At 59.5% G+C, this 19086-nt stretch carries 15 protein-coding genes; 12 read left to right on the top strand and 3 right to left on the bottom strand.

Translation table 11 applies throughout. The features are described 5' to 3' along the window. Positions 1–25 precede the first annotated feature (25 nt). The 10 genes from iscR (at position 26) to sseB (ending at position 7941) form a co-directional block, all read left to right on the top strand. Positions 26–517, top strand: a complete 492-nt coding sequence (gene iscR, locus ABLU96_RS04045; RefSeq protein ID WP_004853217.1) for a Fe-S cluster assembly transcriptional regulator IscR — start codon at positions 26–28, stop codon at positions 515–517. 176 nt (positions 518–693) lie between these two features. Beyond that, positions 694–1908 (top strand): cysteine desulfurase, encoded by a 1215-nt coding sequence (gene iscS / locus ABLU96_RS04040; RefSeq protein WP_004134936.1) that lies wholly within the window; start codon positions 694–696, stop codon positions 1906–1908. A gap of 26 nt (positions 1909–1934) precedes the next feature. Further along, complete coding sequence (iscU, locus tag ABLU96_RS04035) at positions 1935–2321, top strand: Fe-S cluster assembly scaffold IscU (protein WP_002913991.1); 387 nt, start codon at positions 1935–1937, stop codon at positions 2319–2321. Between the two features lie 19 nt (positions 2322–2340). Further along, complete coding sequence (gene iscA, locus ABLU96_RS04030; RefSeq protein WP_004104506.1) at positions 2341–2664, top strand: iron-sulfur cluster assembly protein IscA; 324 nt, start codon at positions 2341–2343, stop codon at positions 2662–2664. Between the two features lie 75 nt (positions 2665–2739). Continuing rightward, positions 2740–3255, top strand: coding sequence for a co-chaperone HscB (gene hscB, locus ABLU96_RS04025; protein ID WP_004104505.1), 516 nt, complete (start codon positions 2740–2742; stop codon positions 3253–3255). A 15-nt stretch (positions 3256–3270) separates the two neighbouring features. Continuing rightward, a complete protein-coding gene (gene hscA, locus ABLU96_RS04020) occupies positions 3271–5121 on the top strand; it encodes a Fe-S protein assembly chaperone HscA (RefSeq protein ID WP_025106596.1) in 1851 nt (616 codons plus the stop codon). A gap of 1 nt (position 5122) precedes the next feature. Further along, the gene (fdx, locus tag ABLU96_RS04015; RefSeq protein ID WP_004104503.1) at positions 5123–5458 is read left to right on the top strand and encodes an ISC system 2Fe-2S type ferredoxin; all 336 of its coding nucleotides are present in this window, start codon (positions 5123–5125) and stop codon (positions 5456–5458) included. Position 5459: 1 nt separating this feature from the next. Then, on the top strand, positions 5460–5660 hold the full coding sequence (gene iscX, locus ABLU96_RS04010) for a Fe-S cluster assembly protein IscX (RefSeq protein WP_004104502.1): 201 nt from the start codon (positions 5460–5462) through the stop codon (positions 5658–5660). Positions 5661–5766: 106 nt separating this feature from the next. Beyond that, a complete protein-coding gene (pepB, locus tag ABLU96_RS04005; RefSeq protein ID WP_348862337.1) occupies positions 5767–7053 on the top strand; it encodes an aminopeptidase PepB in 1287 nt (428 codons plus the stop codon). Positions 7054–7164: 111 nt separating this feature from the next. Further along, complete coding sequence (gene sseB, locus ABLU96_RS04000) at positions 7165–7941, top strand: enhanced serine sensitivity protein SseB (protein ID WP_025106598.1); 777 nt, start codon at positions 7165–7167, stop codon at positions 7939–7941. Between the two features lie 39 nt (positions 7942–7980). On the opposite strand, the gene sseA is transcribed toward sseB, so the two are convergent. The 3 genes from sseA to ABLU96_RS03985 all read right to left on the bottom strand — a co-directional run bounded on the left by sseA (position 7981) and on the right by ABLU96_RS03985 (position 11382). Beyond that, positions 7981–8826 (bottom strand): 3-mercaptopyruvate sulfurtransferase, encoded by an 846-nt coding sequence (sseA, locus tag ABLU96_RS03995; protein ID WP_014230369.1) that lies wholly within the window; start codon positions 8824–8826, stop codon positions 7981–7983. Between the two features lie 124 nt (positions 8827–8950). Next, complete coding sequence (locus ABLU96_RS03990; protein WP_348862336.1) at positions 8951–10135, bottom strand: M20 family metallopeptidase; 1185 nt, start codon at positions 10133–10135, stop codon at positions 8951–8953. A gap of 35 nt (positions 10136–10170) precedes the next feature. Beyond that, positions 10171–11382, bottom strand: coding sequence for a hypothetical protein (locus tag ABLU96_RS03985; RefSeq protein ID WP_064404365.1), 1212 nt, complete (start codon positions 11380–11382; stop codon positions 10171–10173). Positions 11383–11782: 400 nt separating this feature from the next. On the opposite strand from ABLU96_RS03985, the gene ABLU96_RS03980 reads away from it, so the two are divergent. Both ABLU96_RS03980 and pbpC read left to right on the top strand, forming a co-directional pair. After that, positions 11783–16729, top strand: coding sequence for an alpha-2-macroglobulin (locus ABLU96_RS03980; protein WP_064407122.1), 4947 nt, complete (start codon positions 11783–11785; stop codon positions 16727–16729). Further along, positions 16730–19054, top strand: coding sequence for a peptidoglycan glycosyltransferase PbpC (gene pbpC, locus ABLU96_RS03975; protein WP_233933110.1), 2325 nt, complete (start codon positions 16730–16732; stop codon positions 19052–19054). Positions 19055–19086 lie beyond the last annotated feature (32 nt).

Genomic DNA, 19086 nt, shown 5'->3' with positions numbered 1-19086 from the left:
GGGCGAGTTTGAGGTTAAGTAAGACATGAGACTGACATCTAAAGGGCGTTATGCCGTGACCGCGATGCTTGACGTTGCGCTCAACTCTGAATCGGGTCCGGTTCCGTTGGCTGATATTTCAGAGCGTCAGGGAATTTCGCTTTCCTATCTGGAACAGCTGTTCTCTCGCCTGCGCAAAAATGGCCTGGTTTCCAGCGTACGTGGTCCAGGCGGCGGTTATCTGTTAGGTAAAGAAGCGGGTAGCATCGCGGTTGGCGAAGTTATCAGCGCAGTGGACGAATCCGTTGACGCCACCCGTTGTCAGGGTAAAGGCGGCTGCCAGGGCGGCGATAAGTGTCTGACTCACGCGCTGTGGCGCGATCTGAGCGAGCGACTGACCGGTTTTCTGAATAACATCACGCTGGGCGAACTGGTGAATAACCAGGAAATCCTTGATGTCTCCGGCCGTCAGCACAACCATGAATCCCAGCGTAGCACCCGCGCTCAGGACGCCATCGACGTCAAACTGCGCGCGTAGTTCTCGTTCAGTTTCATCTTGCAGCTATCGGCTGCAAGATGAAACGAGCTGAGTAAAAAAGATAAAAAAGATTTTCGAATCAGGCCAGGATGTTCCGACATCCTGTGTACTCGGTCGTACATCCAGCCGGTTGCCTGATTCCTTGCATTGAAGCGATGTACGGAGTTTATAGAGCAATGAAATTACCGATCTATCTCGATTACTCCGCAACCACGCCGGTGGACCCGCGTGTTGCCGAGAAAATGATGCAGTTCCTGACCCTGGACGGGACCTTTGGTAACCCGGCCTCGCGTTCACACCGTTTTGGCTGGCAGGCTGAAGAGGCGGTAGATATCGCCCGTAATCAGATTGCCGAGCTGGTCGGCGCTGACCCGCGCGAAATCGTTTTTACTTCCGGCGCGACGGAATCCGACAACCTGGCGATTAAAGGTGCAGCCAACTTTTATCAGAAAAAAGGCAAGCACATCATCACCAGCAAAACCGAACATAAAGCCGTGCTGGACACCTGCCGTCAGCTGGAGCGCGAAGGGTTTGAAGTGACCTACCTCGCCCCGCAGCGTAACGGCATTATCGATTTAAAAGAGCTGGAAGCCGCGATGCGTGATGACACCATCCTTGTTTCCATTATGCACGTGAATAACGAAATCGGCGTGGTGCAGGATATCGCTACCATCGGCGAGATGTGCCGCGCCCGCGGTATCATTTACCACGTTGACGCGACCCAGAGCGTGGGCAAACTGCCTATCGACCTGAGCCAGCTGAAAGTTGATCTGATGTCCTTCTCCGGCCACAAAATCTATGGCCCGAAAGGCATCGGCGCGCTGTACGTGCGTCGTAAACCGCGTATTCGTATCGAAGCGCAGATGCACGGCGGCGGTCACGAGCGCGGCATGCGCTCCGGGACGCTGCCTGTCCACCAGATCGTCGGTATGGGTGAAGCTTACCGTATCGCGAAAGAAGAGATGGAAAGCGAAATGGCCCGCCTGCGCGGCCTGCGTAACCGTCTGTGGGACGGCGTAAAAGATATGGAAGAGGTCTACCTGAACGGCGATCTCGAGCAGGGCGCGCCGAACATTCTCAACGTCAGCTTTAACTATGTTGAAGGCGAGTCGCTGATTATGGCGCTGAAAGACCTGGCGGTCTCTTCTGGTTCCGCCTGTACTTCCGCAAGCCTCGAGCCGTCCTACGTGCTGCGCGCGCTGGGGATGACCGACGAGCTGGCGCATAGCTCTATTCGTTTCTCTTTAGGTCGTTTTACTACCGAAGAAGAGATTGACTACACCATCAATCTGGTTCGCAACTCCATTGGTCGTCTGCGCGAACTTTCTCCGCTGTGGGAAATGTTCAAGCAGGGCGTGGATCTGAACAGCATTGAATGGTCACATCACTAATTCGGCACCAATAAGGAGAATTCATCATGGCTTACAGCGAAAAAGTTATCGATCATTACGAGAATCCGCGCAACGTCGGCTCCTTCGACAATAGCGACGAAAACGTCGGCAGCGGCATGGTTGGCGCACCGGCGTGCGGCGACGTGATGAAGTTGCAGATTAAAGTCAACAATGAAGGTATCATTGAAGACGCGCGTTTCAAGACCTACGGCTGCGGTTCCGCTATTGCTTCCAGCTCCCTGGTGACCGAGTGGGTGAAAGGGAAATCGCTGGACGAAGCTCAGGCGATCAAAAACACCGATATCGCAGACGAGCTTGAGCTGCCGCCGGTGAAAATTCACTGCTCTATTCTGGCGGAAGACGCGATTAAAGCCGCGATTGCGGATTACAAAAGCAAACGTGAAGCAAAATAATTAAGAGTTGAGGTTTGTTATGTCGATTACTTTAAGCGACAGTGCAGCAGCGCGAGTCAACACCTTTCTGGCCAACCGCGGTAAAGGGTTTGGTCTGCGCCTGGGAGTCAGAACTTCCGGCTGCTCGGGTATGGCTTATGTACTGGAGTTTGTTGACGAGCCGGCGGCAGAAGACACCGTGTTTGAAGACAAAGGCGTGAAGGTCGTGATCGACGGCAAAAGTTTGCAGTTCCTCGACGGTACGCAGCTGGACTTCGTCAAAGAAGGTCTTAACGAAGGGTTTAAGTTCACCAACCCGAACGTGAAAGACGAGTGCGGCTGCGGCGAAAGCTTTAACGTATAATCGCAATGTAATCTAAACCCCACTGCGGACGTCCGTAAGTGGGGTTTGCTTTATCTCGTTAACCCTGAGGTTGCTATGGACTATTTTACCCTCTTCGGGTTACCGGCCAGCTATACCCTTTCGTTAGAACCCCTGGCTGCCCGGTACCAGGAGCTACAGCGCCAGTATCATCCCGATAAGTTCGCCAGCGGCAGCGCGGCCGAACAGCTCGCCGCGGTGCAGCAGTCCGCCACCATTAATCAGGCGTGGCAAACCCTTCGTCATCCGCTGACCCGCGCCGAATATCTCCTTTCACTTCACGGTTTCGATCTCGCCAGCGAGCAGCATACCGTGCGCGATACCGCGTTCCTGATGGAACAGCTGGAACTGCGCGAAGAGCTCGATGAGATAGGCAAGGCGAAAGATGAAGCGCGGCTGGAAAGCTTTATCAAGCGGGTCAAAGCGCAATTTGATACCCGGCATCAGCTGATGGTTGAACAACTGAATAACGAGACGTGGGAGGCGGCGGCGGATACCGTGCGCAAGCTGCGTTTTCTCGATAAACTGCGAAGCAGTGCGGAACAACTCGAAGAAAAACTGCTCGATTTTTAATTTTCGGAAGCAATTATGGCCTTATTACAAATTAGTGAGCCCGGACTGAGCGCCGCGCCGCACCAGCGACGTCTGGCGGCGGGTATCGACCTGGGCACCACCAATTCACTGGTGGCTACCGTGCGTAGCGGCCAGGCCGAAACTCTGCCCGACCATCAGGGGCGCTATTTGCTGCCGTCGGTGGTGAACTATCAGGCTTCGGGTTTGACGGTGGGCTATGACGCGCGACAAAACGCCGCTCTGGATCCGGTCAACACCATCAGCTCCGTCAAACGCATGATGGGCCGCTCTCTGGCCGATATCGAGGCCCGCTACCCACATCTGCCTTATCAGCTGCAGGCCAGCGAAAACGGCCTGCCGATGATTCAGACTACGGGAGGTTTGCTCAATCCGATCCGCGTATCTGCCGACATTCTAAAAGCGCTGGCCGAACGCGCCACCGAGGCGCTGGCGGGCGAGCTCGACGGCGTGGTGATTACCGTGCCGGCCTACTTCGATGATGCTCAGCGGCAGGGAACCAAAGACGCGGCGCGTCTGGCGGGCCTGCACGTGCTGCGTCTGCTGAACGAGCCGACCGCGGCGGCGATAGCCTACGGCCTGGACTCCGGTCAGGAAGGGGTCATCGCGGTTTACGATCTCGGCGGCGGTACTTTTGATATCTCCGTGCTGCGCTTGAGCCGCGGCGTGTTTGAAGTCCTGGCCACCGGCGGCGATTCCGCGCTCGGCGGCGACGATTTCGATCATCTGCTGGCCGATTATCTGCGCGAGCAGGCTGGCCTGAACGATCGCAGCGATAACCGCCTGCAGCGCGAGCTGCTTGACGCGGCGATCGCGGCGAAAATCGCCCTCAGCGATGCCGAGACGGCGCAGGTGAACGTCGGCGGCTGGCAGGGGGAGGTGACCCGTAGCCAGTTTAATGCCCTGATCGCGCCGCTGGTCAAACGCACCTTGCTGGCCTGCCGTCGCGCGTTGAAAGACGCCGGCGTTGAGGCGCAAGAGGTGCTGGAAGTGGTGATGGTGGGCGGCTCGACCCGCGTGCCGCTGGTGCGCGAACGCGTCGGCGAATTCTTTGGCCGTACGCCGCTGACCTCTATCGACCCGGATAAAGTTGTCGCCATCGGCGCGGCGATTCAGGCGGATATCCTGGTGGGCAATAAGCCGGACAGCGAGCTGCTGCTGCTTGATGTCATTCCGCTCTCTCTGGGGCTGGAAACCATGGGTGGCCTGGTGGAAAAGGTTATCCCGCGTAACACCACCATTCCGGTGGCGCGCGCGCAGGAGTTCACTACCTTCAAAGATGGTCAGACGGCGATGTCTATCCACGTTATGCAGGGCGAGCGCGAGCTGGTGCAGGACTGCCGCTCCCTGGCGCGCTTTGCGCTGCGCGGCATTCCGGCATTACCGGCGGGCGGGGCGCATATTCGCGTGACCTTCCAGGTGGATGCCGATGGCCTGCTGAGCGTGACGGCGATGGAGAAATCGACCGGCGTTGAGGCCTCTATCCAGGTGAAACCGTCCTACGGTCTGACCGATGGCGAGATCGCCAGCATGATTAAAGATTCGATGAGCTACGCCGAACAGGATGTCCAGGCGCGTATGCTGGCCGAGCAAAAAGTTGAAGCCGCGCGCGTACTGGAAAGTCTGGTCAGCGCGCTGGCCGCCGACGCCGCGCTGTTAAGCGCCGCAGAGCGTCAGGCTATCGATGACGCCGCGGAGCAAGTGCGCGCCGCAGCGGCAGGCGATGATGCCGATGCAATCAAAGAAGCGATTAAAAATATCGACACACAAACCCAGGAATTTGCCGCACGTCGTATGGATCAATCGGTCCGTATCGCGCTGAAAGGCCAATCCGTGGACGAGGTTTAAAATGCCAAAAATTGTTTTTCTGCCCCACCAGGACCTGTGTCCGGATGGCGTAGTTGTGGAAGCTGAGACCGGTGAGACCATTCTTGATGCAGCGCTGCGTAGCGGTATTGAGATTGAACACGCCTGCGAAAAATCCTGTGCCTGCACCACCTGCCACTGCATCGTGCGTGAAGGCTTTGACTCGCTGGCGGAAAGTACCGAAGATGAAGACGACATGCTGGATAAGGCCTGGGGGCTTGAGCCCGACAGCCGTCTGAGCTGCCAGGCGCGGGTGACTGACGAAGATTTGGTCATCGAAATTCCGCGTTACACCATCAACCACGCACGCGAGCATTAATATGGGACTGAAATGGACCGATAGTCGTGAAATCGGGGAAGCGCTGTACGACGCTTTCCCGGATCTCGACCCGAAAACCGTTCGCTTCACCGATCTGCATCAGTGGATTTGCGATCTGGAAGAGTTTGATGACGATCCGAACGCATCCAATGAAAAAATTCTTGAGGCGATTCTGCTAGTCTGGTTAGACGAAGCAGAATAATTTTCGCGTCATGATTTACCCGGTGGTTTAAGCCGGATGAATCAACGAGCGAAAGAACTTTACGGGCTGCCATACGGCGGCCCGTTTGCTAAGAAGGATAATGATAATGACCGAAGCTATGAAAATTACGCTTACCGCTCAGCCAGCCGATGCGCGCTGGGGAGAAAAAGCATCTTACAGCATTAATAACGACGGCATCGCCCTGCATCTGAACGGCAAAGACGACCTCGGTTTGATTCAGCGCGCGGCGCGAAAAATTGACGGCATGGGCATCAAACATGTCGCGCTTGACGGCAAGGGCTGGGATACCGATCGCGCATGGGCGTTCTGGGCCGGTTATAAAGGCCCGAAAGGCAGCCGCAAAGTGGAGTGGCCGGCCCTCGACGATGCGCAGAAAAGCGAACTGGATAACCGCCTGACCATTATTGACTGGGTCCGCGACACCATCAACGCCCCGGCGGAAGAGCTGGGGCCGGAACAGCTGGCGCAGCGTGCGGTAGACCTGCTGTGCAGCGTGGCCTGCGATAACGTCTCTTATCGCATCACCAAGGGCGAAGATCTGCGCGAACAGAACTACCTGGGCCTCCACACCGTCGGCCGCGGCTCCGAGCGTCCGCCGGTCCTGCTGGCGCTGGACTATAACCCAACCGGCGACAAAGAAGCCCCGGTGTACGCCTGCCTGGTCGGTAAAGGCATCACCTTTGACTCCGGCGGATACAGCATCAAGCAGAGCGCGTTTATGGACTCGATGAAGTCCGATATGGGCGGCGCGGCGACGGTGGCCGGCGCGCTGGCGTTCGCCATCACGCGCGGCCTGAACAAGCGCGTGAAGCTGTATCTGTGCTGCGCCGATAACCTGATTAGCGGTAACGCCTTCAAACTGGGCGATATTATTCACTATCGCAACGGCAAAACCGTGGAAATCATGAACACCGATGCGGAAGGTCGCCTGGTGCTGGCGGACGGCCTGATCAATGCTTCGGCGCAAAAGCCGGCGCTGATCATCGATGCCGCCACGCTGACCGGCGCGGCGAAAACCGCGCTGGGCAATGATTATCACGCGCTGTTCAGCTTTGATGATGCGCTGGCGAATCGCCTGCTGGCGAGCGCGCAGGCTGAAAACGAAGCTTTCTGGCGCCTGCCGCTGGCTGAGTTCCACCGCGGCCAGCTGCCGTCCAACTTTGCTGAACTGAACAATACCGGCAGCGCGGCCTATCCGGCCGGCGCCAGCACCGCGGCGGGCTTTCTGTCCCACTTCGTGGAGAATTATCATGAAGGCTGGCTGCATATCGACTGCTCGGCGACCTACCGCAAATCTGCGGTTGAGCAGTGGTCGGCGGGCGCGACCGGCCTCGGCGTGCGCACTATTGCTAATTTGCTGACCGCGGAATAACCCTTTCCCCTGACCCTCCCCCTGATGTTTCAGGGGGAGGTCACGTTCGGCTTTCTCCCGCTTCCTTCGTGGAGAGAGCCGGGGTGAGGGGATTTTCGTTGTGGAACTACTATGTCCGAAACTAAAAATGAGCTAGAAACCCTGCTGGAGAAGGCGGCTACCGAGCCAGGCCATCGTCCGGCGTTTTTCCGTACGCTGCTGGAAGCTACCGTGTGGGTACCCGGAGCCGCCGCTCAGGGCGAGCAGGTCGTTGAAGACAGCGTGCTGGATCTGCAGCACTGGGAAAAAGATGATGGCACATCGGTCATTCCTTTTTTCACCTCGCTGGAAGCGCTGCAGCAGGCCGTTGAGGACGAACAGTCTTTTGTGGTGATGCCGGTGCGCACGCTGTTCGCCATGACCCTCGGCGAAACGCTCTATCTCAATGCCAAACTCGCCACCGGCAAAGAGTTTGCGCCGCGTGAGATTAGCCATCTGCTGGGGGAAGAGGGCAGCCCGCTCAGCACCCAGACCGTGCTTGAAGGCGGAGAGTCGCTGCTGCTGTCTGAGGTTGCCGAGCCGCCCGCGCAGATGGTGGACTCGCTGACCGCGCTGTTTAAGACCCTGAAAACGGTGAAGCGCGCGTTTTTATGCTCTATCAAAGACAGCGCCGATGCGCCAGCCAACCTGCTGATTGGCATTGAAGCGGAAGGCGATATTGAGGAGGTTATTCAGGCGACCGGCAGCGTGGCGACCGATACGCTTCCCGGCGACGAGCCGATTGATATCTGTCAGGTGGTGGAGGGGGAAAAGGGGATTAGCCACTTTATGATCGCCCACATCACGCCGTTTTATGAAAAGCGCTGGGGCAGCTTCCTGCGCGACTTTAAGCACAATCGGATTATTTAACTCAACGGGGGCTCAGGCCCCCGTTGTTCTCTTTACTGCCTACTGCGCCGGTTCAATCGGCAAATCCGTCCGCGCGCCCCATTCGCTCCATGAGCCGTCGTACAGGCTAACGCCGTTAACGCCGAGGGTGGTGAGCGCCAGCACGACGACCGCCGCCGTTACGCCGGAGCCGCAGCTGGCAATAATCGGCCGTTCAAAATCGACGCCCTGACGCGCGAAGATCTCGTTGAGTTCATCGGTGGTTTTCAGTTCGCCGTTAATCACCAGTTCCGTCCACGGTACGTTTAGCGCGCCGGGAATATGCCCGCTGCGCAGTCCCGGTCGCGGCTCTGCCACCTGGCCATTAAAGCGTCCTGCCGGGCGCGCATCGACGATCTGCGCCGATCCTTCGTGGCTGACCAGCAGCACATCCGTCAAGCGCTTGATCGCCAGCGGATCGACGCGGCCGTCAAAATCACCTTCCGGCAGTTCGGGGAGGCCCTGCTCCAGCGGTAGCCCATCGCGGCGCCAGCCCTCCAGCCCACCGGCGACAATCGACACCTTTTCAACGCCGAACGTGCGCAGCATCCACCAGGCGCGCGGCGCGGAGAAGAGATTGCCTTCATCGTATACCACCAGATGCTTATCGCTGCTGACGCCAAGTTCGCGCATGGCGACGGCAAACGCCTCCGCGCGCGGCATCATGTGCGGCAGCGGGCTGGTGTGGTCAGAGAGGGCTTCGATATCGAAAAAGACGGCGCCGGGAATATGGCCTGCCTGATACTCAGCGTTAAGATCGCGCTCTTCCTGTCCCGGGGGGGCCATCCGCGCGTCGATAATCTGGATTTCCGGGTCATCAATATGCTCTGCCAGCCAGTCGGCAGCGACAAAAAACGAGGTAGACATGAGTGCCTCCGTGTCATCAACAATAGAGTGATTGTTGTTGTTTTTTGCGATATCGACAAGGCATTTTCAAGGAGAGGCGGCGGGAATGTGATATTCCCCCGAGCGGCGTCGGGGGAGGGTTGGCTTAAAACGCGTTTTGCTGCAGGTAGCGCCAGGCGTACTGCGCGTACAGTTCAGCGCCGCTTTTCATCACCTGCTCGTCGATATTAAAGCAGCCGTGATGGTGCGCGTAGTCGCTGCCTTTCTCTTTATTGCCCGAGCCGAGCAGCGCAAAGGCGCCGGGGATATTTTGCATATAAAAACTAAAATCTTCTCCGCCGGTGGTCGGTTTTTCATTGAAAAGGACGCCATCGCCGAACGCGTCGCGGATAACCGACTGCGCCAGCAGCGCGCTGCGCTCTTCGTTGATCACCGGTAGCGTACCGTAGCAGTAGTCAACCTGAGCGGTCGCCCCATATACCGCGGCGGTATGCTCGGCATAGCGGGTAATGGCCGTTTCCAGGCGCTGGCGCGCTTCCAGGCTGAAGCAGCGCACGGTACCGTCAAGAACGGCGTTCTCGGCAATGACGTTAAAGCGCGTGCCGACATCCATTTTGCCGATGGTGACTACCGCGGACTCCAGCGGGGAGGTTTCTCGCGCCACAATAGCCTGCAGATTCATCACGAAAGCGGAAGCGACCACCGCCGCATCGACGCAGGCCTCCGGCATCGAACCGTGGCCGCCGCGGCCGCGGAAGGTCACTTTCAGCAAATCGGCTGAGGCAAAGGAGGAACCGACGTTGCAGGAGATTTTGCCGGACGGCGTGCCGGACCAGATATGCATCCCGAAAACGTTATCCACGTTATCGATAGCCCCCTGCTGAATCATCGCCTTCGCCCCCTCGGCAATCTCTTCCGCAGGCTGAAAGATCAGCCGGACGTTGCCTGCCAGCTGCTCGCGGACGTCATATAACGCACGGGCGGCGGTCAGCAGCATGGCGGTATGGGCGTCATGGCCGCAGGCGTGCATTTTCCCGGGGGGTTGTGATTTATAGTCGAGCGGATCGTTCAGCTCCACCACCGGTAACGCATCCATATCGGCGCGCAGAGCCACGGTTTTACCCGGCTGGCCGCCGGCGATGTCGGCGATGATTCCGGTAGGATGCGTCCGGCGGTAAGGGATACCGATGGCCTCCAGTCCGGCGGCGACGCGATCCGTGGTGCGCTTCTCCTCCCAGGGAAGTTCCGGATGGGCGTGCAGGTCGCGACGAAAAGCGATCATCGCCTGTTCTTCTCTGGCGATAATCGCGGTGATGTCAGGGTTAATCATCAATGGCTCCATCATTTGCTAAAAATTCAACGCGCTCAGCCGATAGCGGGGGTCAGATAGCCGACCAGAATTCCGGCTAACACCACCGACACCATGGTGACGGAGACGAATCCGCCGACCAGCATCGGGCCCAGCATATGGTGGGTCAGCATCTGGCGCTCTTTTTCATCGTGGGTGAGGGCGTTAATGGCCTCGTTGGTAATAATATAGTCGGCGGGGAAACCGTACAGCGCGGTCAATGAGATGGCGAAAGCCATTGGGCCGCTGACGCCAAGCAGTTTCCCGACCAGCCAGGAGACAACAAACATCCCGATCGCCGCCGTGGCGATTAACACCACCATCGGGAAAAGCAGGCGCAGCAGCATCTCCGGCGTGGCTTTGTTTAAGGTATCAAAGATAAATAGCATCAATGCCATAATAGCGAAGCCAAAGCCGTTCGCCTTATGCAGCATATGCTTTTCAAGAAAGCCTAACGAGGTAAACACCACGCCAAAAAACAGGCACAGCACGAAGGGGCTGATATTCACTATCGGCTTCGCGAGATCGGCGACAAGCCAGGCCAGACAGCCGACCAGCGCCAGCCGCAGGAATTTAAAGTAGTTGCTGTTGTAGCTAACGGGGATTTTACTGAACAGGCGCGGCATTTTCTCCTCGCCAACGGTGAGCATCGCGTGCTCACCGGCGATGTCATCGGGTCGGTGCTCGCCGCTGCGGTAGCGGGCAAGCAGCGTTTTACCTTCGCGCTGCAGCATGATGGCGGTGAGCGGATATCCCGCAAACCCCTGCATTACGTAAATCAAAATGGCAAAAACCGACAGGTCGACCAGTCCGGCGCTGCTCGCGCCCTGAGACATAATCAGCGATGAGACGATACCGCCGACCAGCGGAGGAATGGTGACCAGAGCGGTGTTGCGGTCGAACAGCGCCAGGCTCACCGCAAAGACCGCCGCCGCGATCCCGGCAATGCCGGCGAGGGAGATGACTACGGTCTTCCACTGCTGCGCCAGCTCTTTTAGCGACAGCAGGGTGCCCATATTGGTGATTAACAGATACATCAGCATTATGGCAACCGGCGTGCCGATTCCGGCCCGGCTGATAATATCTGCCGGGAAAAATGTCCAGTACCCGATTAAAAACAGGACCGCACAGACAAATACGGAGGGAATCCAGGCTTTTGTGCGGGTTGAAACAACGTCGCCGATATAAAGAATTAAAATAATAATCGACAGTGCGACCATCTGAGACATAAATAACTTCCATATTATTAATCTCATATATATTGATATGAGATGGGTTGATGTTGTGTTATCTGGTAAACGCTGGAACGTACAGTCAATACCATCGCCGGCGTAATAATTTATATTTTAAAGGCAATGATATCCCGAACAATAAATAGAAAGCGCACGCCTTGTCAATTTATATGGGCGGAGAGAGTGGGATTTCAGAATAAAAAGTATTGATAGCTGAGCATATTAAAAGTTGATATAAGAAAAATCGTAGCGCGGTATATCCGCTAAATTAATCCACTCCAGCTATCCGTGGTCCCTACCAATATTGCTTGCTAGCGCGCTATTGGTAATTCTGCCGTTAACGCATAATAATGTGTTCACTGAAATTATCTGGCCTGCGGGCCGAGGGGTTAGAAGGATGAAACCATTTCGTTTGGCGGCGCTATCTCTGGCGCTACTTACCGCGCTATCGTTGACCGCCTGTGACGACAGCGGCAAACCGCAGGCGGTCGCGTCGGCGCCATCCGCGGCGTCAGATAGCGCGCCCGCAAAGCCGGACAGCGCCCAGCTGGCGGCGCTGGCTGAAAAAAGCAAAGGCAAAGCGTTAACGCTGCTGGATGCTTCTGAGGTTCAGCTCGACGGCGCGGCGACGCTGGTGTTGACCTTCTCTATTCCTCTGCAGCCGGATCAGGATTTCTCCCGCAGCGTGCATCTGGTCGACAAAAAAAGCGGCAAAGTCGATGGGGCATGGGAGCTGGCGCCCAACCTTAAAGAGCTGCGTCTACGCCATCTTGAGCCAAAACGCGAGCTGATCGTTTCGCTTGACCCCACCCTGACCGCGCTGAATAAAGCGACCTTAGACAGCAGCGTTGAAAAAACCATTACCACCCGCGATATCGCCCCGAGCATCGGCTTTGCCAGCCGCGGCTCGCTGCTGCCGGGGAAAGTGGTGGCCGGACTGCCGGTGATGGCGCTGAATGTCGATAACATCGACGTCAATTTTTTCCGCATCAAACCTGAATCGCTCTCCGCCTTCGTCAGCCAATGGGAATACCGCAATTCCCTGAGCAACTGGGAGTCGGACGAGCTGCTGAAGATGGCCGATCTGGTCTACACCGGCCGTTTTGACCTTAACCCGGCGCGCAATACGCGCGAAAAACTGCTGCTGCCGCTGGCGGATATCAAGCCGTTGCAGGAGCCGGGCGTCTATATCGCGGTGATGAACCAGGCGGGCCGCTACAGCTATAGCAACGCCGCGACGCTGTTCACCCTCAGCGATATCGGCGTATCCGCGCACCGCTACCACAACCGGCTGGATGTCTTTACCCAGAGCCTGGAAAACGGCGCGGCGCAGTCCGGTATCGATGTGCAGCTGCTGAACGCCAAAGGGCAAACCCTGGCGCAGGCGAAGAGCGACGCTCAGGGGCACGTGACGCTGCAAACGGACAAAGAAGCGGCGCTGCTGCTGGCGCGTAAGGACGGGCAAACCACTCTGCTGGATCTCAAACTTCCGGCGCTGGACCTGGCTGAATTTTCCATCGCCGGCGCGCCGGGCTTCAGCAAGCAGCTATTTATGTTTGGCCCACGGGATCTCTATCGTCCGGGCGAAACGGTTATTCTCAACGCGCTACTGCGCGATAGTGACGGTAAACCGCTCCCCGAGCAGCCGGTGAAGCTGGAAGTCGTGCAGCCGGATGGCCAGGTTATTCGTTCGACGGTCAGCAAACCGGTTAACGGCCTGTATCAGTTGACTTATCCGCTCGATAGCGGCGCGGCGACCGGGATGTGGCACATTCGCGCCAGCACCGGCGACAACCAGCCGCGCGAGTGGGATTTTCACGTTGAAGATTTTATGCCTGAGCGCATGGCGCTGAATCTCACGGCGCAAAATGCCCCGGTTTCGCCGGCTGCGGATGTCAGCTTTGCCGTGAGCGGGGCGTATCTGTACGGCGCGCCGGCCAGCGGCAACTCGCTGCAGGGTAAACTGTTCCTGCGTCCGCTGCGCGATGCGGTGCCTGCGCTGCCGGGCTTCCAGTTTGGCGACATTGCCGAAGAGAACCTTTCCCGCAGCCTGGATGAAGTGCAGACCACCCTGGACGATCGCGGACATGCGGAAGTCACCGCCGCCAGCCAGTGGCAGGAGAGTCGCTCGCCGCTGCAGGTGATCCTGCAGGCCAGCCTGCTGGAGTCCGGCGGCAGACCGGTCACGCGCACCGTCAGGCAGCCGATCTGGCCGGCCGAAACGCTGCCGGGTATCCGACCGGAATTTGCCCTGAAAGAGGTTTACGACTATCGCACCGACAGCACTATCAAGCAGCCGGTGGTGGATGAAAACGGCACCGCCGCGTTTGAGATTGTGTATGCCGACGCCAAAGGTGAGAAGAAAGCGGTCTCCGGGCTGCAGGTTCGGTTGATTCGCGAACGCCGCGATTACTACTGGAACTGGTCCGAGAGCGAAGGCTGGCAGTCGCAGTTCGATCAAAAAGATCTTCAGGAAGGCGAGGAGTCGCTGGATATTTCAGCCGGACAAACGGCGAAAGTGAGCTTCCCGGTCGAGTGGGGTTCTTATCGCCTGGAAGTTAAAGGGCCGGATGATGCGGTCAGCAGCGCGCGCTTCTGGGCCGGATACAGCTGGCAGGATAACAGCGATGGCCAGGGGGCGGCGCGTCCGGACCGCGTCACCATGAAGCTGGACAAACCGACCTATAAACCGGGCGATACGATCAAGCTGCATATCGCCGCTCCGGCAGCCGGTAAAGGCTACGCGCTGGTGGAATCAAGCGAAGGGCCGCTGTGGTGGCAGGAGATTGACGTCCCGGCGGAAGGGATGGAGTTATCGATCCCGGTGGATAAAGCGTGGAATCGTCACGACCTCTACCTCAGCACCCTGGTGATTCGTCCGGGGGATAAATCCCAGTCCGCGACGCCAAAACGGGCGGTGGGTCTGCTGCATCTGCCGCTTGGCGATGAAAATCGCCGTCTGAACCTGACGCTGGAAGCGCCGGATAAAATGCGCCCCAACCAGCCGCTAACGGTCAACGTTAAGGCCAGCGTCAAAGGAGGCGAGACGCCGAAACAGGTTAACATGCTGCTCTCCGCCGTCGATAGCGGCGTACTCAATATCACCGACTATGCAACGCCGGATCCGTGGAACGCCTTCTTTGGCCAGAAACGCTACGGCGCCGATATTTACGATATCTATGGTCAGGTGATCGAAGGGCAGGGGAGACTCGCCAGCCTGCGCTTCGGCGGCGACGGTGATGAACTCAAACGCGGCGGCAAACCGCCGGTTAATCACGTGACGATTATCGCTCAGCAGGCGCAGCCGGTGGTGCTGGATGAGAAAGGCGAAGGGACGGTGACTTTGCCGATTGGCGACTTTAACGGCGAACTGCGGGTTATGGCCCAGGCGTGGACCGCAGAGGATTTTGGCAGCAGCGAAGGAAAAACGATCGTGGCGGCGCCGGTTATTGCCGAGCTGAATATGCCGCGCTTCCTCGCCAGCGGAGATACCACTCGCCTGGCGCTGGATCTCAGCAATCTGACCGATAAGCCGCAGACCCTCAACGTTGCGCTGGCCGCCAGCGGTCTGCTGCAGCTTGAAGGGGGAGAAATACCGCCGGTGCATCTGGCTCCCGGCGCGCGCAGCACCCTGTTTGTGCCGGTTCGCGCGCAGCAAGGCTTTGGCGATGGTCAGGTGAATGCCACCATCAGCGGCCTGAACCTGCCGGGTGAAACCTTCGCGCCGATGCAGAAGCAGTGGCAGCTGGGCGTGCGTCCGGCTTTCCCGGCGCAAACCGTGAATTCCGGCGCTGTCCTCCAGCCGGGTGAAAGCTGGCAGGCTCCGGCGGCGCAAAGTGAGGGCTTCTCGCCGGCCACGTTGCAGGGGCAGCTGGTGTTCAGCGGCAAGCCGCCGCTGAACCTGGCGCGCTATATACGCGACCTGAAAGCCTATCCTTACGGCTGCCTGGAGCAGACCACCAGCGGGCTGTTCCCGTCGCTCTATACCAACGCCGCCCAGCTTAAAGCCCTGGGGATCGGCGGCGATAGCGATGAAAAGCGACGCGCGGCGGTGGATATCGGCATTTCTCGTCTGCTGCAGATGCAGCGCGATGATGGCGGTTTCGCCCTGTGGGATAAAGAAGGGCCGGAGGAGTACTGGTTGAGCGCCTACGCGATGGACTTCCTCGTCCGGGCGGGCGAGCAGGGCTACAGCGTACCAACGAACGCCGTCAATAACGGCAACCAGCGCCTGCTGCGTTATTTACAGGAGCCGGGGCTGATGTCCGTCCGCTATAGCGATGATGCCCAGGCCAGCCGCTTTGCCGCTCAGGCCTACGCCGCGCTGGTACTGGCCCGGCAGCAGAAAGCGCCGCTCGGCGCGCTGCGCGAAATCTGGAGCCGTCACGACCAGGCGCGTTCCGGTCTGCCGCTGCTGCAGCTGGGCGTGGCCCTGAAATTGATGGGCGATGCGCCGCGCGGCGACGAAGCCCTGAAGCTGGCGCTGACGACGCCGCGGCAGGACGCGAACCGCTGGCTCGGCGATTACGGCAGCGAGCTGCGCGATGATGCGCTGAAGCTGGCGCTGCTGGAGGAGAACAAACTGCTGCCGGAAGCGCAAAATACGCTGCTCAGCCATCTGGCGGACGAAGCCTACGGCCAGCGCTGGCTCTCGACGCAGGAGAGTAACGCCCTGTTCCTGGCCGGGCGTACGCTGCAGGATCTCCCCGGCAGCTGGCAGGCGCAAACCTCCGTGCAGGCCGAACCGCTCTCCGGCGAGAAAGCGCAAACCCGCAACCTGACCGGCGACCAGCTGGCGGCCTTGCAGGTGACCAATACCGGCCAGCAGCCGCTGTGGCTCCGTCTCGACAGCAGCGGCTATCCGCAGAACGCGCCGCAGCCGGGGGGCAACGTGCTTGGCATTGAACGGCAAATTTTCGATACCCAGGGCCAGCAGAAATCGCTCTCTTCGCTGCGCAGCGGCGAACTGGTGTTGGTGAAGCTGGAAGTGACGGCTAAGCGTAACGTCCCGGACGCGCTGGTGGTGGATTTACTCCCGGCGGGGCTGGAGTTGGAAAACCAGAATCTGGCCAACAGCAGCGCCAGCCTGCAGGAGAACGGCGAGGTGGTGCAGAATCTGCTTAACCAGATGCAGCAGGCCGATATTCAGCACATTGAGTTTCGCGACGATCGCTTCGTCGCCGCGGTGGCTATCAATGAAGGCCAGCCGGTGACGCTGGTTTATCTGGCGCGCGCGGTGACGCCGGGCACCTATCAGGTACCGCAGCCGCAGGTCGAGTCAATGTACGTGCCGCAGTGGCGGGCAACCGGCGCGGCCAGCGGACCGCTCACCGTTGTACCCTAAATGCGGGCACTGAAGCGCATTAAACGCCGCTGGCGCTGGCTGGCGGCGTTTATTTTTTTGCTGTGGCTGCTGCTGCTGGCCGCCGATCGCCTGTGGCCGCTGCCGCTGCGCGAGGTGACGCCTGCCCGAGTGGTGGTGGCGGAAGACGGGACGCCGCTGTGGCGTTTCGCCGACGCGCAGGGCGTCTGGCGCTATCCGGTGACCCTGGCTGACGTTTCGCCGCGCTATTTACAGGCGCTGATCCAGTATGAAGATCGCTGGTTCTGGGATCACCCCGGCGTTAATCCGTTCTCGATCGTTCGCGCCGCCTGGCAGGATCTCACTTCCGGGCGGGTGATCTCTGGGGGCAGCACCCTGACCATGCAGGTGGCGCGCCTGCTCGATCCGCATCCCCGAACCTTCGGCGGCAAGCTGCGTCAGCTATGGCGCGCGCTGCAGCTGGAGTGGCATCTGTCAAAAAGCGAGATCCTCACGCTCTACCTCAACCGGGCGCCGTTCGGCGGTACGCTGCAGGGGATAGGCGCAGCCAGCTGGGCCTATCTCGGTAAACCGCCCGCGCAGCTTAGCTATGGCGAAGCGGCGCTGCTGGCGGTACTGCCGCAGGCGCCGAGCAGGCTGCGTCCGGATCGCTGGCCGGAGCGAGCGCAGGCGGCGCGCGATAAAGTGCTGCTGCGGATGGAAAATCAGGGCGTGTGGCCGGCGCAGCCGGTACGAGAAGCTATCGAAGAGCCCGTCTGGCTCTTTCCGCGGCAGATGCCGCAGCTGGCGCCGCTTTTTGCCCGCCGCGCGCTGGCGAGCAGCCGCGCAGAGAAGGTGGTAACGACGCTGGATGCCGGACTGCAGCGGCAGCTGGAAGACCTGGCGCTGAACTGGAAATCGCGCCTGCCGCCGCGCAGCTCTTTAGCGATGATTGTAGTTGACCATACCAATATGAAGGTGCGCGGTTGGGTAGGGTCGGTGGATATCAACGATGATAGCCGCTTTGGTCATATTGATATGGTCTCGGCGATCCGCTCCCCGGGCTCGGTTCTGAAACCGTTTGTTTATGGTATGGCGCTGGATGAGGGGCTGATCCATCCGGCTTCGTTGTTACAGGATGTGCCGCGACGGTTTAGCGACTACCGGCCGGGGAATTTTGACAGCGGTTTTCACGGGCCGGTGAGCGCCAGCGACGCGCTGGTTCGCTCGCTGAACCTTCCGGCAGTGCAGGTGCTGGAGGCCTACGAGCCGAAGCGTTTTGCCGCCAGGCTACGCAATGCCGGATTACCGCTGATGCTGCCCGCCGGCGCGGAGCCGAATCTGTCGCTGATCCTCGGCGGAGGCGGCGCGCGTCTGGCGGATATCGTGGCGGCGTACAGCGCGTTTGCCCGCCATGGTAAGGCGGGACAATTGCGCATCACGCCAGACTCACCGCTGGTTGAGAGGCCGCTGCTGTCGCCGGGCGCCGCGTGGATCGTGCGGCGCATACTGGCCGGCGAAGCGCAGCCGGTGCCCGATGCGTCGCTGGTGCAGGTGGTGCCGCTGGCGTGGAAAACCGGAACCAGCTACGGCTACCGCGATGCCTGGGCGATCGGCGTGAACGCCCGCTATCTGATAGGTATCTGGACCGGGCGACCCGACGGCACGCCGGTCGTCGGGCAGTTTGGCTTCGCCAGCGCGGTGCCGCTGCTGAACCAGGTGAATAATATGCTGCTGGCGCGCCCGGCGATGAGCCGCGGCGGATTGCCTGCCGACCCTCGCCCGTCGTCGGTCAGCGCCGGGACGGTTTGCTGGCCCGGCGGGCAGAATTTACCCGCGGGCGACGCGAACTGCCGCCGACGGCTGGCCACCTGGCTGCTCGATGAGAGCCAGCCGCCGACCCTGCTGCTGCCCGGCCAGGAAGGTATTCGCGGGATTCGCTTCCCGGTGTGGCTGAATGAGAAAGGGCTGCGGGTGGCGGCAGATTGCCCCGGCGCGGTAGAGAAAAGCCTCGACGTCTGGCCGCTGCCGCTTGAACCCTGGCTACCCGCAGGCGAACGGCGTCGCGTAAGGCTGCCTGCGGTTTCGGCGGCGTGTCCGCCGGTGCAAACCGCTGATGCCGCTCCGCTGGTGCTCTCCGGTCTTCGTGAAGGCGCGGTGGTTAAACGGCTGCCCGGCGAGCAAAAGGTGATGCTGCCGCTGCAAACGACCGGCGGGGAAGGGCGCCGCTGGTGGTTTCTTAACGGTGAGCCTCTGTCGGCGGAAGGCGCCAGCGCGACCCTTAACATCGATCGCCCTGACCGTTATCAGCTGGTGGTGATGGACGAGGCGGGGCAAATTGTTGCCGCGAACTTCACCGTGCAATAAACGTAACGTGCCTTAATTGGCGGGATTTGTTG

Source organism: Klebsiella sp. CN_Kp106, assembly GCF_040064575.1.
Lineage (GTDB): Bacteria > Pseudomonadota > Gammaproteobacteria > Enterobacterales > Enterobacteriaceae > Klebsiella > Klebsiella michiganensis.
The sequence above is the reverse complement of the archived record's forward strand: the minus strand, read 5'-3'. Positions and strand labels throughout refer to the sequence as shown.

What these genes read in the sequence shown, in the direction of transcription:
- iscR (WP_004853217.1), top strand. Translation starts at nt 26, where the DNA reads ATGAGACTGACATCTAAAGGGCGTTATGCCGTGACCGCGATGCTTGAC.
- iscS (WP_004134936.1), top strand. Translation starts at nt 694, where the DNA reads ATGAAATTACCGATCTATCTCGATTACTCCGCAACCACGCCGGTGGAC.
- iscU (WP_002913991.1), top strand. Translation starts at nt 1,935, where the DNA reads ATGGCTTACAGCGAAAAAGTTATCGATCATTACGAGAATCCGCGCAAC.
- iscA (WP_004104506.1), top strand. Translation starts at nt 2,341, where the DNA reads ATGTCGATTACTTTAAGCGACAGTGCAGCAGCGCGAGTCAACACCTTT.
- hscB (WP_004104505.1), top strand. Translation starts at nt 2,740, where the DNA reads ATGGACTATTTTACCCTCTTCGGGTTACCGGCCAGCTATACCCTTTCG.
- hscA (WP_025106596.1), top strand. Translation starts at nt 3,271, where the DNA reads ATGGCCTTATTACAAATTAGTGAGCCCGGACTGAGCGCCGCGCCGCAC.
- fdx (WP_004104503.1), top strand. Translation starts at nt 5,123, where the DNA reads ATGCCAAAAATTGTTTTTCTGCCCCACCAGGACCTGTGTCCGGATGGC.
- iscX (WP_004104502.1), top strand. Translation starts at nt 5,460, where the DNA reads ATGGGACTGAAATGGACCGATAGTCGTGAAATCGGGGAAGCGCTGTAC.
- pepB (WP_348862337.1), top strand. Translation starts at nt 5,767, where the DNA reads ATGACCGAAGCTATGAAAATTACGCTTACCGCTCAGCCAGCCGATGCG.
- sseB (WP_025106598.1), top strand. Translation starts at nt 7,165, where the DNA reads ATGTCCGAAACTAAAAATGAGCTAGAAACCCTGCTGGAGAAGGCGGCT.
- sseA (WP_014230369.1), bottom strand. Translation starts at nt 8,826, where the DNA reads ATGTCTACCTCGTTTTTTGTCGCTGCCGACTGGCTGGCAGAGCATATT.
- ABLU96_RS03990 (WP_348862336.1), bottom strand. Translation starts at nt 10,135, where the DNA reads ATGATTAACCCTGACATCACCGCGATTATCGCCAGAGAAGAACAGGCG.
- ABLU96_RS03985 (WP_064404365.1), bottom strand. Translation starts at nt 11,382, where the DNA reads ATGTCTCAGATGGTCGCACTGTCGATTATTATTTTAATTCTTTATATC.
- ABLU96_RS03980 (WP_064407122.1), top strand. Translation starts at nt 11,783, where the DNA reads ATGAAACCATTTCGTTTGGCGGCGCTATCTCTGGCGCTACTTACCGCG.
- pbpC (WP_233933110.1), top strand. Translation starts at nt 16,730, where the DNA reads ATGCGGGCACTGAAGCGCATTAAACGCCGCTGGCGCTGGCTGGCGGCG.